Raw genomic sequence first — 22736 nt, 5'->3', positions numbered from 1 at the left:
CACCGAACAAATCCTGTCTGGAATATGTCACTCGCACCGGAGGGCTGGCGGTCAGGTGTACCCCGCTGACTCGTAAGGCAACCACTACCGAAGGACGCGCCAGACAACTTGCGGGAAGCAAATACCCCTAGTTCCCGGCTCTCGTCGCCCCGGATGAACCGGCGATTAAAGGAACTGGCGCGGCGCATGCACCCGCAAAAGGCAGTGATAGCCAAGGCCAACGATGAGCGAAAACGGCGAGCTTATTATTTATCCTATGCCCAGCCTTGTCGCGACCTTGCTCAATCGAGAGAGAGCAAACGGAAGCCCTTTGACAGAGGAAGAGGCGATCCAAATCCGCGATAGCTGTCCGGCGATTGCGCTCACTCGGGAGGACGCCAGGCGCATGGATGAATCGAGAGGCTACCTCGATATTGATCCAGAGAATTGCTGGGTAGAATGGCAGCGAGTTCGGTTGGAACTCGCCGACGACTAAGGCATTGCCCCTCTTGGTTTGTCAACCAGATCATCGCCGATGAATCACGGGTTCAAACCGTGAACAAAATCTGGCATGGTGCTTGCCATGCCTATCGTTTCCCCAATTCCCCTCAACCCGCTGATCGACGGCCGCCAGTCAGAACGCGCCATGCTTGTGCGGCGCGGCGTGCAGCGTCTGCTGACCCAAATAGGCGCGCATGTGCTGCCGGAGCTATCCCTGGCCACCGGCCGGCGGGCCGATCTTGTCGCGCTGACCCGGCAGGGCGACATCTGGATCATCGAGATCAAATCCTCGATCGAGGATTTCCGCGTCGACCGCAAATGGCCGGACTACCGGCTGCATGCCGACCGCTTCTTCTTCGCCACGCATCCCGGCGTGCCCGCGGAAATCTTTCCGGAGGAATGCGGCTTCATCCTCTCCGACGGCTATGGCGCAGAGATCCTGCGCGAGGCGCCGGAGCACCGCATGGCCGCTGCGACGCGCAAGGCGCTGATGTTGCGCATCGCGCGTGCGGGCGCGGCGCGGCTGCTGGCGGCGGAGCTTGCCGGTGTCTCGGTGCCGGTGCTGGACGGCGAAAGCGAGTAGGACGCTATCTCGTCGTCGCTGGCCGCGGGCCGCGCAGCACCGGGCTGCACTGCGCCGGGACCCAAAGCGCAGCCCCTACTCGACATTGACGTCCACGACGATCTTGTACGCGTTCCCATCAAAAGTATGAACCGAGAAGGTCATCTGATCCTGCCCCTTAAACCCGGCAGCCGATTTGTAGACGCCTTTTATTCCGTCGACCTTTCGAGAATTGCATTTAAATCTCTGGTTGGTTTTCGCAAAAGATGTGTAAACCTTCCCTTCAACCAACCTAACTTCCCCATGACTCGGCCCGGAGATAATTTTTACATCGTCCTTGCCGGCAGAAGAGCATTCCACGTTCAGGCTCGCTCCCTTAAAGACGAGAATCTCTTGGCCCGTTAGTGCCGTTTTTTCATAGCTCGACAGATGTGTGAACGCAGCCGCCGGAGAGAGCCCAAGGCCCAAAACCGCGACCGTTGCTATGACACTTGTTGTGCGGCATACCATTTTTGCTGGCCCCTTAACCGAGTGAATTGCCCCATCGCTGTCTGACGGCACGCTGAAGCACGCTAGCACTCCAGCGATAGCTTCAACTCATCAAATGCAAGTCATCGGAAAGTAGTGGTGCGCCTTACAACGCTTCCATTGATCGGCAAGACCGCGTTCCCCGCTGCCCTACTCCACTTCTTCTTCGGCGCCACCCCGCGCCGGCGCCATCAGCAGCACCGCCGCGCCGACCAGCGCGGCGATCAGCGAGCCGGCGAGGATGCCGACCTTCACCGCGTCTTGAAGGGCGGCGTCATTGGCGAAGGCGAGCAGGCCAATGAACAGGCTCATGGTGAAGCCTATACCGCACAGAAGCGAAATGCCGATCATGTGCAGCCAGCCGGCATTGGCCGGCAGGTCGGCGAGGCCCAGCCGGATGGCGAGAGCCGAGGAGCCGAAGACGCCGACCAGCTTGCCGACGACGAGGCCGGCGGCGACGCCCAGCGTCAGAGGCTCGACCAGCGCGGCAACGCTCAGGCCGCCGAGCGAGACGCCGGCATTGGCGAAGCCGAAGATCGGGATGACGATGAAGGGCACGAGCTTGTGCAGGCCGTGTTCCAGCCGGTGCAGCGGCGAGTGCTCGACGTCGTGACCGATGCCGGGCGAACGCTCGAGCGGAATGGTGAGCGCCAGCGCCACGCCGGCAAGCGTCGCATGCACGCCCGATTTCAGCACCAGCACCCAAAGCAGCGCGCCCAGCACGAGATAGGGCAAGAGGTTCATCACCCGCATGCGGTTGAGTACGATCAATACGGCGATGACCGCGAAGGCGGCGCCGAGATAGGCGAGCGACAGGCCGCTGGTGTAGAACAGCGCGATGATGATGACGGCGCCGAGATCGTCGATGATGGCCAAAGCGGTAAGAAACACTTTCAGCGAGGCCGGCACGCGGCTGCCGAGCAGCGACAGCACGCCCAGCGCGAAGGCGATGTCGGTGGCGGTGGGGATCGCCCAGCCGGAAAGCGCCGCCTGGTTGTCGCGGTTGACCAACACATAGACCAGCGCCGGAAACACCATGCCGCCGGCCGCAGCGATGCCCGGCAGCACGCGGCGCGGCCAGGTTGAGAGCTGACCGTCCAGCATCTCGCGCTTGATCTCCAGCCCGACCAGGAGGAAGAACACCGCCATAAGCCCGTCATTGATCCAGTGCGAGACGCTGAGCGGCCCGAGATAGGCGTGGAGGGCGGCGAAATAGATTTCGGCAAACGGCGAGTTTGCGACGATGAGCGCAAGGGCGGCGGCCGCCATCAGGATGATGCCGCCGGCCGCCTCACCGTCGAGGAATTCGCGAAGCATCGATTTCGGCCGCTCGTCGCGCATGCCCCCTCCGTCACATGGCCCGCCGGCCGGTGTCCTTCGCGGATGATGCTCAAACTTGCACGACCGGGCAAGCATTGGACCGGTCGGTCAGCGTCGCCCTCCTTGCAAGCGCCGGCGCCGCCCCTCACCTGCCTGCCGGCATCCTCTCCCCGTATGGCGGGGAGAGGGCGCTCTCATCACGGTTTTCGCCAGTCGCCAGCGTTGCTAGGCGGCAGCCAGCGCTGCCTTCGACACCCGCCATCGGCAGCACCGTACGCGTGTTTAAGCAGGTTACCGCGGCGCCCGCTTTGCCAGAATCCGCTGCAGGGTGCGCCGGTGCATGTTGAGCCGGCGCGCGGTCTCGGAGACGTTGCGGTCGCACATTTCGTAGACGCGCTGGATATGTTCCCAGCGCACGCGGTCGGCCGACATTGGGTTTTCCGGGGGTGCGGCCCGCTCGCCCGCGGTGCGGGTCAGCGCCGCAAATACGTCGTCGGCATCGGCGGGCTTCGACAGGTAGTCGACGGCGCCGAGCTTCACCGCCGTCACCGCGGTGGCGATGTTGCCGTAGCCGGTCAGGATGATGGTGCGGGAATCGTCGCGCTTCTCGCGGATGGCGGCGACCACGTCGAGGCCGTTGCCGTCGCCGAGCCGCATGTCGACTACCGCATAAGCCGGCGGGCGAGCGCGCGCCTTGGCGACCGCCTCTTCCACGCTTTCCGCCGTCTCGACCGCGAAGCCCCTGGTTTCCATGGCGCGGGCAAGCCGGGTGAGAAATGGCTTGTCGTCGTCGACGATCAGCAGCGAGGTGTCCTCGCCTTCTACCATTGCGCCGGTGGGTTCTTCTGCGCTCATTTGCGTCAGCATCCTACTGCCTTACTTTTACGCAGATACAATTCTGCAACTGCAATGTCCAATTTTTACAGCCGGCAACAAAGCTGCCATGCGCCAAATGCATAGGCTCACGCATTGTCGAATGCGGTGCCCGGGGCATGCTCGGGATTGAGGAAGACGCCGCGGGGCCAGGTGATCTGCACCACCGCCCCCTCGCCGAGCCCGCTCGAATTGCGAAAATCGATCGTCGCGCCCGAGCGCTCCAGCAACGTCTTGGCGATGAAAAGCCCGAGCCCGAGGCCGCCGCCGGCCTCTGTCCCCTGGCGCGTCGACATATAGGGCTCGCCGATGCGGTCGATGATTTCCGGCGGGAAGCCCGGCCCGTCGTCGATGATGGAGAAGGAGACCTCCTCATTGTCCCAGTTCCAGCTGACGGTGACCGTGTCCTTGGCGAAGTCGACGGCGTTCTCGACCAGATTGCCGAGCCCGTAGATGACGCCCGGGCTGCGCTGCCCGACCGGCTCCGGGCCGATGCGCTCGCCGGGGCGCAGCCGGATCGAGATGCCGAAGTCGCGGTGCGGCGCCGTCACTTCCTCGACCAGCGAGGTCAGCGGCAGGCGCGAAAGATGCGCCTCGCCTTCCGAGGACAGGCTGGTCAGCCGCTTCAGGATCTCGCGGCAACGCTCGCTTTGCGAGCGCAGCAGCTTCACGTCCTCGCTGAATTTCGGATCTTCGCCCAGCGCCTTTTCCATTTCCTTGGCGACGACGGTGATGGTGGCCAAAGGTGTGCCGAGCTCATGCGCGGCGGCCGCCGCGAGGCCGTCGAGCGCCGAAAGATGCTGCTCGCGCTGCAGCACCAGCTCGGTGGCGGCGAGCGCGTTGGCGAGCAGGCGTGCCTCGGCCGCGACGCGGAAGGCGTAAATCGCGGTGAAGGCGATCGAGGCGAACACCGCCATCCACATGCCGGCGACATAGATGAAGGGCATCGACAGCGGCGCGCCCTCGTACCAGGGCAGCGGCAGATGGAAGAACACAAGCAGCGTGGCCGCCGCGATAACCAGCGCGCCGAGCACCGCGGTGAGGCGCAGCGGCAGTGATGCGGCGGAAATGACGACGGGCACCGAGAGCAGGACCGAAAACGGATTGGTCAGGCCGCCGGTCATGTAGAGCAGGCCGGCGAGCTGCAGGCTGTCGATGGTGAGGATGACGAAGGCCGAGAGCGGGGTCAGCCGATGCGCCGCGGGATAGCGGAAGGTGAGCCAGAGGTTCATCCAGGCCGAGCAGGCGATGAGCGCGAAGCACAGCGAGACCGGAAGCGGGAATTTCAGCCCGTAGGCGACGACGAGCACCGCGATGCTCTGGCCGACGATGGCCAGCCAGCGCAGGCGGATCAGCGTGTTGAGCCGCAGCCGCTGGCTCTGCTGGGAATCGGGCGCGCGTAGGATATTGATCATCGACTTACGATTATAGCCGCAGGAGGGTGAGCGCTAGTAGCGCTGTGACGGCGACTTGACCCGTCAGCGGCCGTTGTTTCGGTTCGCCATCATGAGCGCTTGATGATTGGCCGAGGCCCCTCGCGATTTCGTCATCCACGGGCGGAGCGACGCGAAGCGGAGCGCAGACCCGAGGATCCATTCCGTGACTTCGAAGCTCTGCGATGGTTCAGAATTCTGTTCCGCTGCATTTTACGGTCAAGGTAACGGAATGGATCCTCGGGTCTACGCGCGTCGCTTCGCTCCTTGCTCCGCCGGTGGATGACGAAGTGATGGGCGATTGCGCCAATCGCCAACGCACGTTGCCCACTAACGCGAATGGCCCGCCGAAAGCGGCACGAACCTATGTCCCGCGCGGCTTGGCGCGGCTGGTGGCGGCCGCCAGCAGCGGGTTTTCCGGCCAGACGTGCTTGGGATAGCGGCCGCGCATATCGGTGCGCACATCCGCCCACGAGCCGCGCCAGAAGCCGGGCAGATCGCGCGTCGTCTGGATCGGGCGATGTGCCGGCGACAACAGCTCCAGAGTCAGCGGCACCGTACCGCCCGCGATCGAAGGATGGCGATCGAGGCCGAACAGCTCCTGCACGCGGATCGCCAGCACCGGCCATTCGCCATCATAGCGGATCGGCACATGGCTGCCCGAGGGCGCGTCGAAATGGGTCGGCGCCAGCGCGTCGACTTTGCGCTGCAGATCGTGTGGGACCAGGGACATCAGGCCTGCTGCAAGCGCCGCCAGCCTGATCGCCGCGAAGGAGGCATCGCCGGCAAGGAAAGGCAGCAGCCAGTCGTCGAGACGGCCGAGAAGCGCCTGGTCCGAGACGTCGGGCCACGGCGCGCCGAGGCCGCGATAGAGCCAGCCGAGCCGCTGGCGCAGCGTTTCCGCCTCCTTGCCCCAGTCGAGCAGCGACAGACCGTGCTCGCGCAAGGCGTCCAGCATGGCCCGATCGGCCTCGGCACCGGAAGGTGCGGGCAGCATGCGCTCGGAAAGGGTGATGGCGCCGAGCCGCGCCGTCTCGCGCACGCGCACGGCGCGGCGCTCGCGGTCGAAACTCGTCTCGCGCTTCGTCTCGATGCGGTCGGCAAGCGCGGTGCGGATAAGAGCCTCGTCGACGGGCGCGGCGGCGGTGATGCGGGCATTCTGCGCCTTGCCCTGCAGATCGGCGACGACCAGCCAGCTCTCGCCGGCAAGCGGATCGGCGGCGTCGACCATCGCGCCGGAACCGTTGGCGAGCACGAAGCGGCCGCGCTCGCCGCGGGCTCTGGCGACACGATCCGGCCAGGCATGGATCAGCAAGGCACCGGGCGCGGCTGGCGTGTCTGCCCTTGCCCCGCCTGCCTGCTTGGCCAGGCGTGCGGCAAGTTGCCGGGCGGCATCGGCGCGCGGCGATTTTTCGGCGCGGAAGCGGATCAGCCGCCGTTCGAGGTCGGCGCTGTCGCCGCCAAGCCCGCGCTCCGTCAAAAGCACGGCAAGCATCGCCGCTTCCTGCGCCTGCCCGATCTCAGCCGCTTCCGCCACCATGTGCGCGAGCCGCACCGGCAGGGCAAGCTTGCGCATCGCCGCGCCCGCCTCCGTCAAGCGGCCGGCGTCATCGATTGCATGCAGCGCTTTGAGCAAGACCCTCGCTTCGTTGAGCGCCGGCGCCGGCGGCGGGTCGAGGAAGGACAGGCTCGACGGATCGGCGATGCCGAAAGCGGCGCAGTCGAGCAACACGCCGGAAAGGTCAGCCTCGAGGATTTCCGGCGGCGTAAAGGCGGGAAGCGCCGCCGTCTGCTCGGCACGCCATAGCCGGATGGCGACGCCCGGCTGCGTTCGTCCGGCGCGGCCGGCCCGCTGATCGGCGGAAGCCTTGCTGACGCGCACCGTTTCCAGCCGGGTCAGGCCGCTTGCCGGCTCGTAGCGCGGCAGGCGCGATAGGCCGCAATCGATGACGACGCGCACGCCGTCGATGGTGATCGAGGTCTCGGCGATCGAGGTCGCCAGCACCACTTTTCGGCGGCCAGCCGGCGCCGGCTTGATCGCGGCATCCTGCGCCCTGTTGTCCAACTGGCCATAGAGCGGAACGATGTCGGTATCGGCACCGAGGCGGTCTTCGAGCCGCTCTGCGGTGCGCTCGATCTCGCGCTGTCCGGGCAGGAAAGCGAGCACGCTGCCCTGCTCGGCGGCTAAAGCCGAGCGAAGCGCCTTGGCCATCGCGTCCTCGACCGCCATGCCGGCCGGCCGCTCGTCATAGCGGATGTCGACCGGGAAGGCGCGGCCCTCACTTTCGATCACCGGCGCCCCCGCCAGTAGTTTTGCGACGCGCGCGCCGTCGAGCGTCGCCGACATCACCAGCAGGCGCAGATCCGGCCTCAGCGCGCCCTGAACATCGAGCGCCAGCGCGAGGCCGAAATCGCCGTCGAGCGAACGCTCGTGGAATTCATCGAAGATCACCGCCGCAACGCCGGGCAGTTCGGGATCGTCGAGGATCATGCGCGACAGCACGCCTTCGGTGACGACGAGGATCTTTGTCCGCGCTGAAGTGCGGTTCTCCATGCGCATCGCGTAGCCGACTGTACCACCCGGCTCCTCGCCGACAAGCTCGGCCATGCGACGGGCGGCGGCGCGGGCTGCCAGCCTACGCGGCTCCAGCAGCACGATCCTGCCTTCGCCGAGCCAGGGCGCGTCGAGCAGCGCCAGCGGCACCAGCGTCGTCTTGCCGGCACCGGGCGGCGCCACCAGCACGGCGCTGTTGCGCCCGGCGAGCGCCTCGCCGAGCACCGGCAGCACGGCGGATACCGGGAGTTCCGGCAAAATTCCTCTGTTCATGGCGTCCGCATATCAGCGGCCACGGTGAGCGCGCAACCTGTCCCGGAATTGCCTAAAGCCTGGTGCGCGTGAACGGGTTCAAGCGCACGGTGCCCAGCCGTACCTCCTCGCGAACCATGGTCAGCAGGCCCGAGGCGCCGAGCACCGCAAGGCCGGCCAGCGTCAGCAGGTCGGGATCTTCCCGGAAGAACAACGAGCCCAGCACCACCGCCCAGACGATCTGTGAATAATGCGTCGGCGCGATCCGGTTGGCGGGCGCGTATTTGGCCGCGAGAAGCTGCAACAGCTGACCGCCGGCGGTGAAGGCGCCGGCCATGACCAGCCAGATCAGCTGATTGCCATCCGGCAAGGTGAACGACGTTGCCGCCACACCGAGGCCATTGAAGAGCAGGCCGTAGCCGACAAGCACGCCGAGCATCGTCGTGCGCTTCTCCTGCTGCGCCAGCGACCGCATCAGGATGACGCTGGTGGCGGCAAGAAAGGCGATGGCAAAGGCCGCGAGGTGGCCGAGATGAAGTTCGCGGAAACCCGGCCTGACGACCAGCATGACGCCGGCAAAGCCGGCGACCACGGCGAGCCATCGCCAGGGCCCAACCTTCTCCTTCAGGATGAGAGTGGAGAGGATGGTGACGAACAACGGCGCCAGGAAAATCAACGCGTAGACTTCCGCCAGCGGAATGGTGGTGAAGGCATAGACGCTGAGCACGCCCGATGCGATGCCTGCCCAGGCGCGGGCCTGCACGGCCCAGGGCCGGCTGGTGCGCCAGAAGTCGCGCCAGCGCTCATCGGCAGGCCTTGTGAAGAACAGGAAACAGCCGGCAAACAAGGTTACGAAGAAGCCGATCTCGAAGACGGTGAACTGCCCGCCCAGGCTCTTGATGACGGCATCGCTCCACGAATAGCTTGCATAGGCGACGAAGGCGAGCAGGATTCCGTTCGGCACGTTCCATATCCGGGAGAAAAGAAGTGAAGATACTGGCGCTGGGGGCTCATCCCGACGATATCGAGATATTCATGTTCGGTACGCTGGCCGCCTACGCCGCGCTAGGCGCAGAGCTGACTTTTGCGATAGCCACGGACGGAGCCAAGGGCGGCAAGGGCGATCCGAAGTCGCTTGTCAAAACGCGGCGCGAGGAAGCGACCGAGGCGGCCGGCCTGCTCGGCGTCACACCGCGTTTCCTCGGTTTCCCCGACGGGGCGCTGGTTGCGGATGCCGTTTTGATCGACACACTGAAGGCGCTGATCGGCGAGGTGCAACCCGACCTCGCGATCACGCATGCGCCGAACGACTATCACGGCGACCACCGCGCGCTGTCGGATGGCGTGCGCATCGCGGCGTCCTTCGAGGTACCGGTGCTGCATGCCGACACGCTCGGCGGCACAGGTTTCTCGCCGACGCATTACGTCGACATTTCCAGCCACTGGGACCTCAAGGGGCAGGCGATTCTCGCGCATCGCTCACAGGGGCCCGAGCATTATCTCAACGGTGCACGCATGCAGAACGCGTTCCGCGCCGGCCAATGCAACGGCGCGCCCGGCGCGCTGGCCGAGGCGTTTCGGTTCGAGCCCGTCTTCCCCTTTGCCGACATCCGCGAGCTGCTGCCTCCGGCGCCGCGGATCCGGCCGGTCACGGTGGGCCCGAAGAGCGTCAAGTAGCCGGCTGAAGCTACGAGCCGCCAAGGCACCGACAGTTATTTCCCAACGATTTCAAGCACCGCCTTCGTCATGCTGCGGCGCAGCAACGAATTCGCTTGCGTTGTTTAGTAAAAAGAGCATCACTAAACAAATTACTAAACATCGGCGGCGCGACGCGCGCCATGTTCAGGCCCCTCGGAGGAGCGAGGTTGAGGCTTTTGAAACCGTCATCCGGACGCGTTTCGCAAATGGGAGGTAAGGCATGAAATCGACCTTGAAACTGGCGTTGGGACTGGCCTCGGCGGCACTCGCGTCGACCGCCGTCTCGAACGCGGCGCATGCGGAAGACCTGACGCTTTGCTGGGCGGCTTGGGATCCGGCCAACGCGCTCGTGGAATTGTCCAAGGACTTCACCAAGGAAACCGGCATCGGCATGAAGTTCGAATTCGTGCCGTGGACCAACTATGCCGACCGCTTCCTCAATGAGCTCAACTCACACGGCAAGCTCTGCGACCTGATCATCGGCGACAGCCAGTGGATCGGCGGCGCGGCCGAGAACGGTCATTACGTCAAGCTGAACGACTTCTTCGACAAGGAGAAGATCAGCATGGACGACTTCGTGCCGGCGACCGTCGTCGGCTATTCCGAATGGCCGAAGAACACGCCGAACTACTGGGCGCTGCCGGCCATGGGCGACGTGGTCGGCTGGACCTATCGCAAAGACTGGTTCTCGCGGCCGGAACTGCAGAAGGAGTTCAAGGAGAAGTATGGCTGGGACCTCGCCCCGCCGACGACCTTCGACCAGCTGAGGCAGATCGCCGAGTTCTTCCAGAAGCGGCAGATCGACGGCAAGACCGTCTATGGCGCCTCGATCTACACCGAGCGCGGCTCCGAAGGCATCACCATGGGCGCCATGGACGTGCTTTACAGCTACGGCTTCCAGTACGAGAACCCGAAGAAGCCCTATGAGATGGACGGCTTCGTCAATTCCGAGAAGTCGGTGAAGGGGCTGGAATTCTACAAGGCGCTCTATGATTGCTGCACACCGCCCGGCGCCTCCAACAGCTACATGGGCGAAGGCGTCGATGCCTTCAAATCCGGCCAGGTGGCGATGCACATGAACTTCGCCTTCACCTGGCCCGGCCTCCAGAAGGACGAGAATGTCGGCGGCGACAAGATCGGTTACTTCGCCAATCCGAAAGGTCCCGACGGCGACCAGTTCGCGCAGCTCGGCGGCCAGGGCATCTCGGTGGTTTCCTACTCCGACAAGCAGGAATCGGCGCTGAAATACATCAAGTGGTTCGCCAACAAGGACGTGCAGGCCAAGTGGTGGTCGCTCGGCGGCTATTCCTGCCTGAATTCCGTCGTCAAGGATCCGAAGTTCCCGTCCAGCCAGCCCTATGCGCAGGCCTTCCTCGACTCCATGGCGATCGTGAAGGACTTCTGGGCAGAGCCGAGCTACGCGCCGCTGCTGCAGGCCTCGCAGAAGCGCTTCCACGACTATGTCGTCGCCGGCCAGGGCTCGGCCAAGGATGCGCTCGACGGCCTCGTCAAGGACTGGACGCAGATCTTCCAGGACGACGGCAAGATGTAAGGCTCCTCCCGAGCAGGTGCGTCCCGTGCCGCCTAGGCACGGGACGCAGTTCAGATAAATTTCATCGCCGAGGCTGACCAGTGACCGATGCAGGACTAACCATGCTCAATCGGACTGCGGACAACGCTGCGCGGGCCACACCCGAGCCGTTGGCCAGGAAGATCCGGGGCATCAGCGACAAGGGCCTCGCCTGGCTGTTCATTTCGCCGACGATCCTTCTGCTTTTAGCCATCAACATCTTCCCGCTGTTCTGGGCGATCTACCTCTCCTTCACCAATTACCGCGCCAACCGCCCGAACGAAGTGGTCAAGAATCTCGGGCTTTCCAACTACAGGCGCATCCTCGGCGACCAGGATATCTGGATCGCCATGCAGACGACGGCGCATTTCGTCTTCTGGACCATCCTGCTGCAGACGGTGATCGGCTTCACGCTCGCCTGGCTGATCGACCGGAAATTCCGCGGCCACGCCTTCTGGACCACGATCATCCTGGTGCCGATGATGCTGTCCCCGGCGGTGGTCGGCAATTTCTGGCGCTTCCTCTACGAACCGCAGATCGGGCTGTTCGCCTACGCCATCTCATTCCTCACCGGCATCGCGCCGACGAATGTCCAGATGCTGTCCAATGTCGAGCTGGCGCCATGGGCGATCATCATCGTCGACACATGGATGTGGACACCTTACGTGATGCTGATCTGCCTCGCCGGCCTGCGCTCCATCCCAGAATACATTTATGAAGCGGCCGAGGTCGACCGCGCCTCCAACTGGCGGCAGTTCTGGTCGATCACCCTGCCGATGGCGCTGCCCTTCATCATGCTGGCGGTGCTGTTTCGCGGCATCGAGAACTTCAAGATGTTCGACATGGTCAACCTGCTCACCGGCGGCGGACCGGGCTCGACCACCGAGGTCGCCTCGATCACGCTGAAGCGGCAGGCCTTCGAAAGCTGGCGCACCGGCTATTCCTCGGCTTTCGCCATCGTCCTGTTCGTCGCGGTGTTCGGCCTTGCCAACATCTACGTCAAGGCACTCAACAAGGTGAAGCAGAGATGAGCCTGACCGCCGCCCATTCCGTCGTCGCACCTTCGACGAACTCGAAGCGGATCGCCGGCGTGCTCGTCGTCGGCTACGCGCTGATCTCGATCGTGCCGCTCTTGTGGATCTTCGCCACCAGCTTCAAGACGCCGCCGGATTCGATTGCCTATCCGCCGAAGATCGTCTTCCAGCCGAGCATCGAAGGCTACTGCAACCTGTTCACGACGCGCACCAGGCAGACGCCGGAATACATCAACGCGCTCGGACCGGCGACCGGCTTCTGCGACGAGACGGTGCGCAAGCGCAACATGGTGATCGCCGGCCCGTCGAACTTCCTGCCGCGCTTCGTCAACTCGCTGATCATCGCCTTCGGCTCGACCTTCTGCGCGGTGTTCCTCGGCACGCTCTCGGCCTACGGCTTCTCGCGCTTCAAGGTGCCTTTGGCAGACGACCTCCTGTTCTTCATCCTGTCGACGCGCATGATGCCGCCGATCGCCGTCGCGATCCCGATCTACCTGATGTACCGCGAGCTCGGCCTCTCCGACACCGCGCTCGGCATGATCCTGCTCTACACCGCGGTCAATGTCTCGCTGGCGGTCTGGCTGCTCAAGGGCTTCATCGACGAGATCCCGCGCGAATACGAAGAAGCGGCGATGATCGACGGCTATACGCGGCTGCAGGCCTTCTGGCGCACGGTGCTGCCGCAGGCGACTACCGGCATTGCCGCGACCGCCATCTTCTGCCTGATCTTTGCCTGGAACGAATATGCCTTCGCCGCGCTTCTGACCTCCGGCACGGCGCAGACCGCGCCGCCCTTCATCCCGACCATCATCGGCGAAGGCGGCCAGGACTGGCCGGCAGTGGCCGCCGGCACGACGATCTTCCTGGTGCCCATCCTGGTCTTCACCATCCTGCTCCGCAAGCAATTGCTGCGCGGCATCACCTTCGGCGCGGTGCGCAAATGAGCACGATCCAGCCTGCAAAACGCAAATCGCGTTGGCCCGTCTGGGCAAGGCGCGGCCTGATGGAAAACATCGCCACCGCGATCATCGCCATCGGCTTTTTGATGCTGTTCCAGCCTTTCGCGCTGTCGCTCTACAGCTATTCCTTCGTCACCATGCTCGCCGGCACCGCCATGTTCATCGTCGTCTCGAAATTCCCGGAATAAAAATGGCCGAGATCCGTGTTCAGAATCTGAGGAAGGCCTTCGGCGAGTTCGTCGCCGTGCAGGATTCCAATTTCGTCGTCGAGAATGGCGAGTTCTTCGTCATGCTCGGGCCGTCGGGCTGCGGCAAGACGACGACGCTCCGCATGATCGCCGGCCTCGAACTGCCCACCGGCGGCAAGATCCTGCTCGGCGGCGAGGACGTCACCATGCGCCGGGCGCGCGAGCGTGACATCGCCTTCGTCTTCCAGCTCTTCGCGCTCTATCCGCATATGAATGTGCGCAAGAACATCGGCTTCCCGCTCTTGGCGCAAGGCATGGCGTCGGCCGAGATCCGCACGCGCGTCGAGGAGACCGCGAAGCTGCTGCGCATCGACCACCTGCTCGACAAGTCGGTCTCCGGTCTTGCCGGCGGCGACCGCCAACGCGTCGCGCTCGGCCGCGCCATCGTCAGGCGACCGAAATGTTTCCTGATGGATGAGCCGCTTGGAACCCTGGACACCGAGTTCCGCGATTTGATGGTGCATGAGCTGCGCGAGCTGCACAACCGCATCCACGCCACCACCGTCTATGTCACGCACGACCAGATGGAAGCGATGTCCATGGCCGACAAGATAGCGGTGATGAACCACGGCGTCATCGAGCAGTTCGGCAGCCCGCGCGAAATCTACGACCGGCCGGCCACGATGTTCGTCGCCGATTTCATCGGCTCGCCGCCGATGAACTTCTTGCGCTTCGGCGGCGGGCTCGCGAGGGGTTCGAAGGAGATCGTCGTGCAGGGCGCCAGGGTGACGGTCCCGGAAGTGCGCGAGGATATTGCGCCGGCCGACATGGCGCTTGGCATCCGCCCCGAGCACATCCGCTTCGATGATGCTTCGAAGCTGCGCGGCGCGATCTACGGCACCGAATATCTCGGCACCACGCAGATCGTCGCGGTGGAGACGGCTGACGGCATCATCAAGGCCCGGGTGCCGGCCGGACTCCATCTGAATACGGGCGAACAGGTAGGGCTGGCATTGAGCAGCGCGCGGCTGTCGCTGTTCGAGAAAGGCACTGGACGCGCGGTGAAAACCGCCATGTACGATCAGGCAGTGGAGGCGCGCCATGGCTGACGTGCAGATTCAGGGTGTGACCAAGAGCTTCGGCGAGACAGTCGCGGTCAGCGATCTCGACCTGCAGATCAAGGACGGCGAGTTCGTCGTGCTGCTCGGCCCGACCGGCGCCGGCAAGACGACGACGCTCAGGCTGATCGCAGGGCTCGAGCGGCCGGACAGCGGCACGATCCAGATCGGCGGCCACGATGCGACGGGGCTGTCGCCGGCCGAGCGCGACACGGCCTTCGTCTTCCAGCAATATTCGCTCTACCCGCATCTTTCGGTCTTCGACAACCTCGCCTTCCCGCTGCGCTCGCCGGCGCGGCGTTTTCCGGAGCAAGCGATCCGCCGCCGCGTCGAGGAAGTCGCGCGGATGGTGCGCATCGACCACAAGCTCAACAGCCGCTCGACCAGGCTGTCGGGCGGCGAGATGCAGCGCGTCGCCATCGGCCGCGCCTTGGTGCGCAAGCCCTCGATCTATCTGATGGACGAGCCGCTGTCCTCGCTCGACGCCAAGCTGCGCGCCGATCTCAGGCTCGAGCTGAAGCGCATCCAGTCCGAGCTCGGCGCCACCATGCTCTACGTCACGCATGACCAGATCGAGGCGATGACCATGGCCGACCGCATCGGCATCCTCTCCGAGGGCGTGCTGGTGCAGATCGGCACGCCGCGCGCGATCTATTCCGAGCCGGCAAACCTTCATGTCGCGGCCCGCCTCGGGCAGCCGGCGATCAACCTTCTGCCGGCAGGGCTGCTGCCCGACGGCGCCGCGCCCACCGGCACGACGACGATCGGCGCGCGCACCGAACATCTCGTGATCGAAAAGGCGGCGAACGGCCATGCCGACGGCGTCGTCGACTGGGTCGAGCATCTCGGCGACCAGAACCATCTGCATGTCACGGTGGGCGCCAAGAAGCTGGTAACGCTGACCGATCCCGACACGTCGCTCGCAAAGGGGGACAGAGTGACGATCCGCTATCGCTCGCCGCTTTATTTTGGGTCGGACGGGCAAAGATTGATGTAGCCGGCGCACCCGCACTTTTTTGACGACCGCAGATACGACTGGACGAAATCCATGAAGCACTTTTTCAATCGCAAGGACTCGATCGTTACCGAAGCGCTGGACGGTTTTCTGGCCACTGCCGGCTCCGGCACGCTGGCGCGGCTCGACGGCTATCCCGAGATCAAGGTCGTGCTGCGCGCCGACTGGGACAAGGCGAAGGTGAGCGTCGTTTCCGGCGGTGGCGCGGGGCATGAGCCGTCGCATGCGGGCTTCGTCGGCGCCGGCATGCTGACGGCGGCAGTCTCCGGCGAGATCTTCGCTTCGCCGAGTGTCGAGGCGGTGCTGGCGGCGATCCGCGCGACGACCGGGCCGGCCGGCTGCCTGCTGATCGTCAAGAACTACACCGGCGACCGCCTCAATTTCGGCCTCGCCGCAGAAAGGGCCCGCGCCGAGGGCTTCGCGGTCGACATGGTGATTGTCGGCGACGACATCGCGCTGCCCGATATCGCGCAGCCGCGCGGCGTCGCCGGCACGCTGTTCGTGCACAAGATCGCCGGACATCTTGCCGAATCCGGCCATGACCTGGCCTCGGTCGCGGCGGCAGCGCGGGCGGCGGCGAAGGACATCGTTTCGCTCGGCATCTCGCTCTCCTCCTGCTCGATCCCCGGCCAGACCCACGAGGACCGCTTCGGCGCCGACGACTCCGAGCTCGGCCTCGGCATCCATGGCGAGCCGGGCGTGGAGCGCATAACCCTGCAGAGCGCCAGTGCGCTCGTCGCCATCATGGCCGACCGCCTCGCGGCCCGGCTCGATGCCGGCAGCCGCTATGCCTTGCTGATCAACAATCTCGGATCGGTACCGCCGCTCGAAATGTCGCTGATCGCCAATGCCGTGCTGGCCTCGCCGCTGGCAAAGGCGGTGAAGCTGACGATCGGTCCCGGACATCTGATGACCGCGCTCAACATGAACGGCTTTTCGCTGTCGCTGATCAGGCTCGAGGCGGAGCGCGAGGCGGCGCTGCTGGCGCCGGTCGGCCCGCATGCCTGGCTGCCGGCCAGCCCGGTGCGCCCGCCGGTCGTGGTGGCCACAGCCCAGCCGGCAGGTCGCGACATCGCCAAAGCGGCCAGCCGTGACGCCGGCGCCGAGCGGCTGATTGCTGCGGTCTGCGAGAAGCTGATCTCGCTCGAGGAGGCTCTGAATGACCTCGACGCCAAAGCCGGCGACGGCGACACGGGATCGACGGTGGCGACCGGCGCACGCAGCGTGCTCGACCGCGTCGACACGCTGCCGCTTGCGGACAAGGCCGCAACTCTCGCCACAATCGGCGATACATTGGGAACTTCCATGGGCGGTTCCAGCGGCGTGCTTTTGTCGATCTTCTTCACGGCTGCCGCGCAGTCGCTCAACGGCGGCGCGCCGCTCAGCAAGGCGCTGCTCGCCGGCCTTGACCGCATGACCTTCTACGGCGGCGCGAAGCTCGGCGACCGCACAATGGTCGACGCCCTGGAGCCGGCTCTGAAGGCGCTCGACACGAACGGGCTGGAGGCGGCTGCTTCGGCCGCGCGGAGCGGCGCGCAGGCGACGGCGGCGATGCAGAAGGCGAAGGCCGGTCGCTCGGCCTATATCGGCCGCCAGCTTGACATAGCGGATCCGGGCGCGTTTGCAGTTGCCGAGGCGTTCGCGGCCGTGGTGGCCATGTTCGCCCCGGCATGAAGGACAGGCGATGGCCGCACCCGATTTCTCACAATTGATCGCGGCGACTGCGGATACGATCGCGGCGCATGCCGACGAGCTGACCGCGCTCGACCAGGCGATCGGCGACGGCGACCATGGTCTGAACATGAAGCGCGGCTTCGATGCGGTGCGCGCCGAAAAGGCCGCAATCGCGGCAAAACCGCTGCCGGACGCGCTTAAGGCGATCGGCACCAAGTTGGTGATGACCGTCGGCGGAGCCTCCGGCCCCTTGTTCGGTACTCTGTTCATGGCGCTCGGCAAGGAACTGTCCGGCACGCCCGACCGCGCCGCGCTGACAGCGGCGCTGGGTAAGGCGATCGAGGCGGTTTCGGCGCGCGGCAAATCGCAGCCGGGGCAAAAAACGATGCTCGACGTGCTGCAGCCGGTGTATGAGGCACTGGCGCAGGGCAAGACGGCTGGCGCAATCGCAGACGCCGCCGACAGGGCGGCCGAGGCCACCGTGCAGATGAAGGCCTTGCGTGGGCGCGCCTCTTTCCTGGGGGAGCGCTCGATCGGGCATATGGACGCCGGGGCGCGGTCGACCGCGCTCTTGGTGCGCGCAGTCGCTGAAGCGATCGAGGGTTCTTGATGAGCAATGTCGGTATCGTCATCGTCTCGCATTCGCCGCTGGTCGCCGAAGGCACGGCCGACATGGTGCGCCAGATGGTGGGCGACGAAGTGCCGCTTGCATGGTGCGGCGGAAACGGCCATGGCGGGCTGGGCACCAGCGTCGAGGCGATCATGGGCGCGATCGAAAAGGCCTGGTCGGAAGCGGGCGTCGCCATCCTGGTCGATCTCGGCGGCGCCGAGACCAACAGCGAGATGGCGGTGGAAATGATCGGCGAGCCGCGCTCCCGCAGAATAGTCGTCTGCAACGCGCCGATCGTCGAGGGCGCGGTGATGGCGGCGACGGAATCTTCCGGGGGTGCCTCGCTCAAGGAAGTGGTGGCGACGGCGCATGAATTGTCGCCGTCGTGAGTGAACGGGAATCGACTGAATGTCCGCATCCGCCGAAGCCACGGTTCTGATCACCCACGAGGTGGGCCTGCACGCGCGCCCTTCGGTGAAGTTCACCAAGCTCGCCAAGTCGTTCGCGGCCGAGGTGGAGGTGGCAGTCGCCGCCAACGGCCCCTGGTTCGATGCCAAGAGCATCGTCAAGGTCATGGCGGCCAAGGCGCCGAAAGGAACCGTGCTGCACATAAGGGCGCGAGGCGACGGCGCAAGCAACGCGGTCGAAGCGCTGGTCGGCCTGGTGCAGCGCGATTTCGACGAGGATGCGGATCATGCCCGCTCCGCTTGAGCCGGGTCTGCCGCCCTCTCAATCCGCAAGGAATGCGGGCCATGCGGATTGAGGGCATCCCTGCCTCTCCCGGCTACGCCGAAGGGACGCTGTTCAACCTCGACCGTCCACCGGCTGCTTATGTGGCCAAGGCGAGCGAGGCGGAGGAGAAAGCAGCGCTGAAGGCGGCCATCGGCAAGGCGGTGAGCCGGCTGACCTCGCTTGTCGAGACGGCCGATGGCGATGCCCCCGGCATCCTCGAATTCCACATCGCCATGCTGGAGGACGTCGCGCTGAGCGCGCCCGCCTTCGCGGCGCTCGGCTCCGGAGAGCCGGCCGACGCTGCCTGGCGGCAAGCACTGGATGCCGAGATCGCCGGCTATGAGGCGTCCGACCAGGACTATTTCCGGGCACGCGCCGCGGACTTGCGCGACATCCGCGACCAGGTGCTGCGAGCGCTGAGCGAGGATAGCGAGACCGCGGCACCCCCGGGGTCCATCCTCTATGGCAGCGATATCGCGCCGACGCGTTTCCTCGAAACCGACTGGAGCAGAGGCGGCGGCATTGCGCTCGGGGCCGGCAGCACCGCCAGCCATGTCGCCATGCTGGCACGCTCGCGCGGCGTGCCGATGGTGGTGGGGCTTGGTGCCTTTGCGGACGAGCCCACCGGAAACGCGCTGCTCGACGCCGAGCATGGCGGCATCGTGCTCTCGCCCTCGCCGAAGGAGATCGAGGCGTTCCGGCAATCATCCTCCTCCTTCGCGGCGCGACAAGGCCAGGCGCAGACTTTTCTCGCCCAGCCGGCGGCGACCAAGGCCGGCACGTCGGTGCGGGTGCAGGTAAACATTGCCTACCCTTCCGATGTCGACGGCATCGACATTGCGACCTGTGATGGCGTCGGGCTCATGCGCACCGAATTCCTGTTCGGCAAGGCCCTGCCGGACGAGGAGACACAGTACCAAGCCTACCGCAAGGTGCTGGAATGGGCCGGAGAAAAACCGGTGACCATCCGCACCATCGATGCCGGCGGCGACAAACCGATCCCCGACTTCACCGTCGAGGAGACCAACCCGTTTCTCGGCCTGCGCGGTATCAGGCTGTCGCTGGCGCGGAGCGACATCTTCCGGGTGCAAATCCGGGCATTGCTGCGCGCCGCCGCCCACGGCAATCTGAAGGTGATGTTTCCGATGATCGCCAGGGCCGAAGAGCACAGGCAGGCCGCCGCGTTATTTGCGGAGGAGGAGGCCGCTCTCGCGTCGCGCGGTGTTGCGCACAAGCTGCCGCCGCTGGGCATCATGGTCGAGGTCCCTTCGGTGGCCATCGCGCCGGAGGCTTTTGCCGACGTTGCCTTCTTCTCGATCGGCTCCAACGACCTGACGCAATATGTGATGGCAGCCGCGCGTGACAACGCCGCCGTTGCACATCTCAACGCTGTCCGCCATCCGGCTGTGATGCGGCTGATCACTTCGGTCGCGGCCTTCGGGCGCGAGAAAGGAATTCCGGTCAGCCTCTGCGGCGATGCCGGCGGCGATCCGGCCGCCATTCCGGCGCTGATTGAGGCTGGCCTGCGCGACCTATCGGTGGCTCCGGCGCAACTCGCCATGGCCAAGGCGGCCATAGCGGACGTTCCGGTGTAAGCACAGCATGGCCAAGCCTGCCAAAATACAAGAAGCCGGCGCGGAAGACGCGATCCGCGCGTATAAGACCATCCTGTCGCAAGTCATCGACCAGCGGCCTTCCGGCATGCGCCAGCGACTTGCCGATGCGCTCGGCAAGCATCGCAGTTTCGTCACGCAAATCTCCAGCCCGGCCTATTCGATCCCCATCCCGTCGAAGCATTTGCCGGCTATCTTTTCCGTCTGCCATTTCAGCCCGGCCGAGCGCGACCAGTTCCTGGCCGCCTATCACCAGGCGCATCCGGGCAAGCTGCCGGCGGCTTCGGGTCAGCGCAAGACGCGCCACGTCTCGCTCATCGTGCCGGATTTCGGCGACGACAAGCAGAACGCAGCGCTCGACCGAGCGATCAACGAATTCATCCAGAAGATCACCAGCATCGCCGGCAGGGGCAGCGGCTGAGCGAGGACCTATTCGGGAGGACTGCCATGAAGAAGTTTCTGAATTCGGTGGACACGGTCCTCACCGAAAGCCTTGATGGCTTCGTCGCCGCGCATTCCGACATCCTCGCGTTCGGCGACGAGCACAAATTCGTTCGCCGCAAGACGCTGAAACCGGGCAAGGTGGCGCTGATCTCGGGTGGCGGCTCCGGCCACGAGCCGCTGCATGGCGGGCTGGTTGGCCACGGCATGCTCGACGCCGCCTGCCCCGGCCAGGTCTTCACCTCGCCGACGCCCGACCAGATGCTCGCGGCCGCGCAAGCCGTCGACACCGGCGCCGGCTGCCTGTTCATCGTCAAAAATTATGAAGGCGACGTGATGAATTTCGACATGGCCGCCGAAATGTCGGACGGCGTTCTGCAGGTGGTGACCAATGACGACGTCGCGGTCGAGAATTCGTCCTACACCACCGGTCGGCGCGGCGTGGCCGGCACGCTGGTGGTGGAGAAGATCGTCGGCGCCGCGGCCGAGCAAGGCATGCCACTGCCCGAGCTCAAGGCGCTGGGCGACCGCGTCAACGCCTCGACGCGCTCGATGGGCGTGGCGCTGACCAGTTGCACGGTGCCGGCTGCGGGCAGGCCGACCTTCGACATTGGCGACAACGAGATGGAATTCGGCGTCGGCATCCATGGCGAGCCCGGCCGGCGGCGCGATGAGCTGAAGAGTGCCGACGCCATCGCCGAGGAGATCTGCACGGCAATCCTCGGCGATCTTGGTGACCGCGCCTGGGGACCGGCGCTGCTTTTCGTCAACGGCTTCGGCGGCACGCCATCGATGGAGCTTTATCTGATGTACAACAGCGCGCGAAAAATCTTCGAGAAGAGAGGCGTGACGGTAACCCGCTCGCTGGTCGGCTCCTATGTCACCTCGCTCGACATGGCAGGCTGCTCGATCACGCTGACGATGCTCGAGGATGAGACGACGGCGCTTTGGGACGCTCCGGTGCACACGGCGGCGCTGCGCTGGGGGATGTAGCGTCGCGCGGGCTTTTCTGCGACCATGGTCGCCTGTTGTTCGCGATATTGCCCGGTTGATGCTGCTCCCGCTTTCACCTGCCGAAGAAAAGCTGCTGCTCAAATTTGCCGATCCGGAGGCGCCGTCCGAGCGGGGCGGGGCCCTCTCGGCAAGCAGCCTCATTGCGCTGCTCGCCAATGCCGAGTTCCACGGCGTGCTGCCGATCATGCTGCGCAAGCTTCGGGAAATCGGCGAGGCCGATCTGCCGAACGATGCCGCCCTGCGGCAAAAACTCTCCGGGCTTCGCGATCAGGCTACACTGGCGACCGGGCAGTCGATGCTGCTGCAATATCACGGCGACCGCATCATGAAGGCCTTGGCCGCGAAAGGCGTTGCGGCTCGCATCGTCAAGGGCCCGGTGTTCGCGCGCAAGCTTTATCGCCATGCTGCCGATCGGCCGTTCACCGACATCGACATCCTTGTCGATCCGGCCAGCATCGGCGAGGCCAACAACGTGATCGCCGAATGCGGCTTCACGCTTGCCAGCGGCGAGGCCGAATCGCATGAGTTGCAGGAGTTCAAGTGGCTGGAGAAGGAGAACTCCAGTCTGCTGATCGAGCTGCACGGCAATCTGGTGCATGACACCGGCATGCGGCGGCGCCTGTCGCTCGGCTTCCGCGAGTTGCAGATCATTGACGGCGGCGAGGCCGACACGCCGGCGTCGCTGCTCACCATCGCCATCGTTCATGCCGCTGGAGGCCACAAATTCCACCGGCTGCAGCTCTGTATCGACGTGCTGCAAGGTGTGCGCGCTCTGCAATCGCCGGAAGCCGAAGCGCGCCTTCTCGAAGCCGCGCGTATGACCGGCATCGAACTCGAGCTGGCGACCGTGCTCAATGTGACCGGGCGGCTGTTCGACGAGCCGCGCGCGATCGCCCTTGCCAACCGCATCAAGCCCGATCTGTCGATACGGCTCGCCAAATGGCTGATCACCGGCAACATGCTGCTCAGGGTCAATTCGCGGGACAAGATGCGCTCGCGCCTTAGCCGCGACGCCTTCCGCTGGGTCCAGCGGCTTGCCCGGCCAAGGCCCTATCCGGCCTGAAGGCC

At 65.1% G+C, this 22736-nt stretch carries 23 protein-coding genes; 17 read left to right on the top strand and 6 right to left on the bottom strand.

The window, feature by feature from the left end; translation table 11 throughout:
- Positions 1–223 precede the first annotated feature (223 nt).
- Both CK224_RS15135 and CK224_RS15130 read left to right on the top strand, forming a co-directional pair.
- On the top strand, positions 224–475 hold the full coding sequence (locus CK224_RS15135; protein WP_095782304.1) for a hypothetical protein: 252 nt from the start codon (positions 224–226) through the stop codon (positions 473–475).
- Between the two features lie 87 nt (positions 476–562).
- Positions 563–1063, top strand: coding sequence for an MmcB family DNA repair protein (locus tag CK224_RS15130; RefSeq protein WP_176477929.1), 501 nt, complete (start codon positions 563–565; stop codon positions 1061–1063).
- A gap of 75 nt (positions 1064–1138) precedes the next feature.
- On the opposite strand, the gene CK224_RS15125 is transcribed toward CK224_RS15130, so the two are convergent.
- The 6 genes from CK224_RS15125 to CK224_RS15100 all read right to left on the bottom strand — a co-directional run bounded on the left by CK224_RS15125 (position 1139) and on the right by CK224_RS15100 (position 8966).
- A complete protein-coding gene (locus CK224_RS15125) occupies positions 1139–1603 on the bottom strand; it encodes a hypothetical protein (protein ID WP_245425943.1) in 465 nt (154 codons plus the stop codon).
- Between the two features lie 117 nt (positions 1604–1720).
- On the bottom strand, positions 1721–2911 hold the full coding sequence (nhaA, locus tag CK224_RS15120) for a Na+/H+ antiporter NhaA (protein WP_095782301.1): 1191 nt from the start codon (positions 2909–2911) through the stop codon (positions 1721–1723).
- A 270-nt stretch (positions 2912–3181) separates the two neighbouring features.
- Positions 3182–3745 carry an ActR/PrrA/RegA family redox response regulator transcription factor gene (locus CK224_RS15115; RefSeq protein WP_040974834.1) on the bottom strand — a complete coding sequence of 188 codons (564 nt, stop codon included), beginning with the start codon at positions 3743–3745 and terminating at the stop codon, positions 3182–3184.
- A 107-nt stretch (positions 3746–3852) separates the two neighbouring features.
- The gene (locus tag CK224_RS15110) at positions 3853–5178 is read right to left on the bottom strand and encodes an ActS/PrrB/RegB family redox-sensitive histidine kinase (protein ID WP_095777048.1); all 1326 of its coding nucleotides are present in this window, start codon (positions 5176–5178) and stop codon (positions 3853–3855) included.
- A 382-nt stretch (positions 5179–5560) separates the two neighbouring features.
- Complete coding sequence (gene hrpB, locus CK224_RS15105) at positions 5561–8023, bottom strand: ATP-dependent helicase HrpB (protein ID WP_095782300.1); 2463 nt, start codon at positions 8021–8023, stop codon at positions 5561–5563.
- A gap of 52 nt (positions 8024–8075) precedes the next feature.
- Complete coding sequence (locus CK224_RS15100) at positions 8076–8966, bottom strand: DMT family transporter (RefSeq protein WP_095782299.1); 891 nt, start codon at positions 8964–8966, stop codon at positions 8076–8078.
- 23 nt (positions 8967–8989) lie between these two features.
- On the opposite strand from CK224_RS15100, the gene CK224_RS15095 reads away from it, so the two are divergent.
- The 15 genes from CK224_RS15095 to CK224_RS15025 all read left to right on the top strand — a co-directional run bounded on the left by CK224_RS15095 (position 8990) and on the right by CK224_RS15025 (position 22731).
- A complete protein-coding gene (locus CK224_RS15095; protein ID WP_095782298.1) occupies positions 8990–9679 on the top strand; it encodes a PIG-L deacetylase family protein in 690 nt (229 codons plus the stop codon).
- A 241-nt stretch (positions 9680–9920) separates the two neighbouring features.
- Positions 9921–11252, top strand: a complete 1332-nt coding sequence (locus tag CK224_RS15090; RefSeq protein ID WP_095782297.1) for an extracellular solute-binding protein — start codon at positions 9921–9923, stop codon at positions 11250–11252.
- Between the two features lie 101 nt (positions 11253–11353).
- A complete protein-coding gene (locus CK224_RS15085; protein ID WP_095782296.1) occupies positions 11354–12301 on the top strand; it encodes a sugar ABC transporter permease in 948 nt (315 codons plus the stop codon).
- Positions 12298–13248 carry a carbohydrate ABC transporter permease gene (locus CK224_RS15080; protein ID WP_067003501.1) on the top strand — a complete coding sequence of 317 codons (951 nt, stop codon included), beginning with the start codon at positions 12298–12300 and terminating at the stop codon, positions 13246–13248. Before CK224_RS15085 ends, CK224_RS15080 begins: the two co-directional genes overlap by 4 nt.
- Positions 13245–13451 (top strand): hypothetical protein, encoded by a 207-nt coding sequence (locus tag CK224_RS15075; protein ID WP_095777044.1) that lies wholly within the window; start codon positions 13245–13247, stop codon positions 13449–13451. The genes CK224_RS15080 and CK224_RS15075 overlap by 4 nt, the downstream gene beginning before the upstream one ends.
- 2 nt (positions 13452–13453) lie before the next feature.
- Positions 13454–14560, top strand: a complete 1107-nt coding sequence (locus tag CK224_RS15070; protein ID WP_095782295.1) for an ABC transporter ATP-binding protein — start codon at positions 13454–13456, stop codon at positions 14558–14560.
- On the top strand, positions 14553–15566 hold the full coding sequence (locus CK224_RS15065; protein ID WP_095782294.1) for an ABC transporter ATP-binding protein: 1014 nt from the start codon (positions 14553–14555) through the stop codon (positions 15564–15566). Before CK224_RS15070 ends, CK224_RS15065 begins: the two co-directional genes overlap by 8 nt.
- Positions 15567–15617: 51 nt before the next feature.
- On the top strand, positions 15618–17258 hold the full coding sequence (locus CK224_RS15060) for a dihydroxyacetone kinase subunit DhaK (protein ID WP_095782293.1): 1641 nt from the start codon (positions 15618–15620) through the stop codon (positions 17256–17258).
- Between the two features lie 10 nt (positions 17259–17268).
- Entirely contained in the window at positions 17269–17868 is a 600-nt protein-coding gene (dhaL, locus tag CK224_RS15055; protein ID WP_095782292.1) for a dihydroxyacetone kinase subunit DhaL, read from the top strand.
- The gene (gene dhaM / locus CK224_RS15050; RefSeq protein ID WP_067003489.1) at positions 17868–18257 is read left to right on the top strand and encodes a dihydroxyacetone kinase phosphoryl donor subunit DhaM; all 390 of its coding nucleotides are present in this window, start codon (positions 17868–17870) and stop codon (positions 18255–18257) included. Before dhaL ends, dhaM begins: the two co-directional genes overlap by 1 nt.
- Before the next feature lie 19 nt (positions 18258–18276).
- Positions 18277–18579, top strand: a complete 303-nt coding sequence (locus tag CK224_RS15045) for an HPr family phosphocarrier protein (protein WP_067003487.1) — start codon at positions 18277–18279, stop codon at positions 18577–18579.
- A gap of 41 nt (positions 18580–18620) precedes the next feature.
- Positions 18621–20195, top strand: coding sequence for a phosphoenolpyruvate--protein phosphotransferase (gene ptsP / locus CK224_RS15040; RefSeq protein ID WP_176477928.1), 1575 nt, complete (start codon positions 18621–18623; stop codon positions 20193–20195).
- Positions 20196–20202: 7 nt separating this feature from the next.
- Positions 20203–20634 (top strand): hypothetical protein, encoded by a 432-nt coding sequence (locus CK224_RS15035; RefSeq protein WP_095782290.1) that lies wholly within the window; start codon positions 20203–20205, stop codon positions 20632–20634.
- A gap of 26 nt (positions 20635–20660) precedes the next feature.
- Positions 20661–21647: a dihydroxyacetone kinase subunit DhaK gene (gene dhaK, locus CK224_RS15030; protein WP_095782289.1), complete on the top strand. Its 987-nt coding sequence runs from the start codon at positions 20661–20663 to the stop codon at positions 21645–21647.
- Between the two features lie 58 nt (positions 21648–21705).
- Positions 21706–22731: a nucleotidyltransferase family protein gene (locus CK224_RS15025; RefSeq protein WP_095782288.1), complete on the top strand. Its 1026-nt coding sequence runs from the start codon at positions 21706–21708 to the stop codon at positions 22729–22731.
- Positions 22732–22736: the final 5 nt, after the last annotated feature.

Origin of the sequence: Mesorhizobium sp. WSM3862, from assembly GCF_002294985.1 — a bacterium.
Taxonomy (GTDB): Bacteria; Pseudomonadota; Alphaproteobacteria; order Rhizobiales; family Rhizobiaceae; genus Mesorhizobium.
Note: the sequence above shows the minus strand (reverse complement) of the source record. Positions and strands in the feature narration are given on the sequence as shown.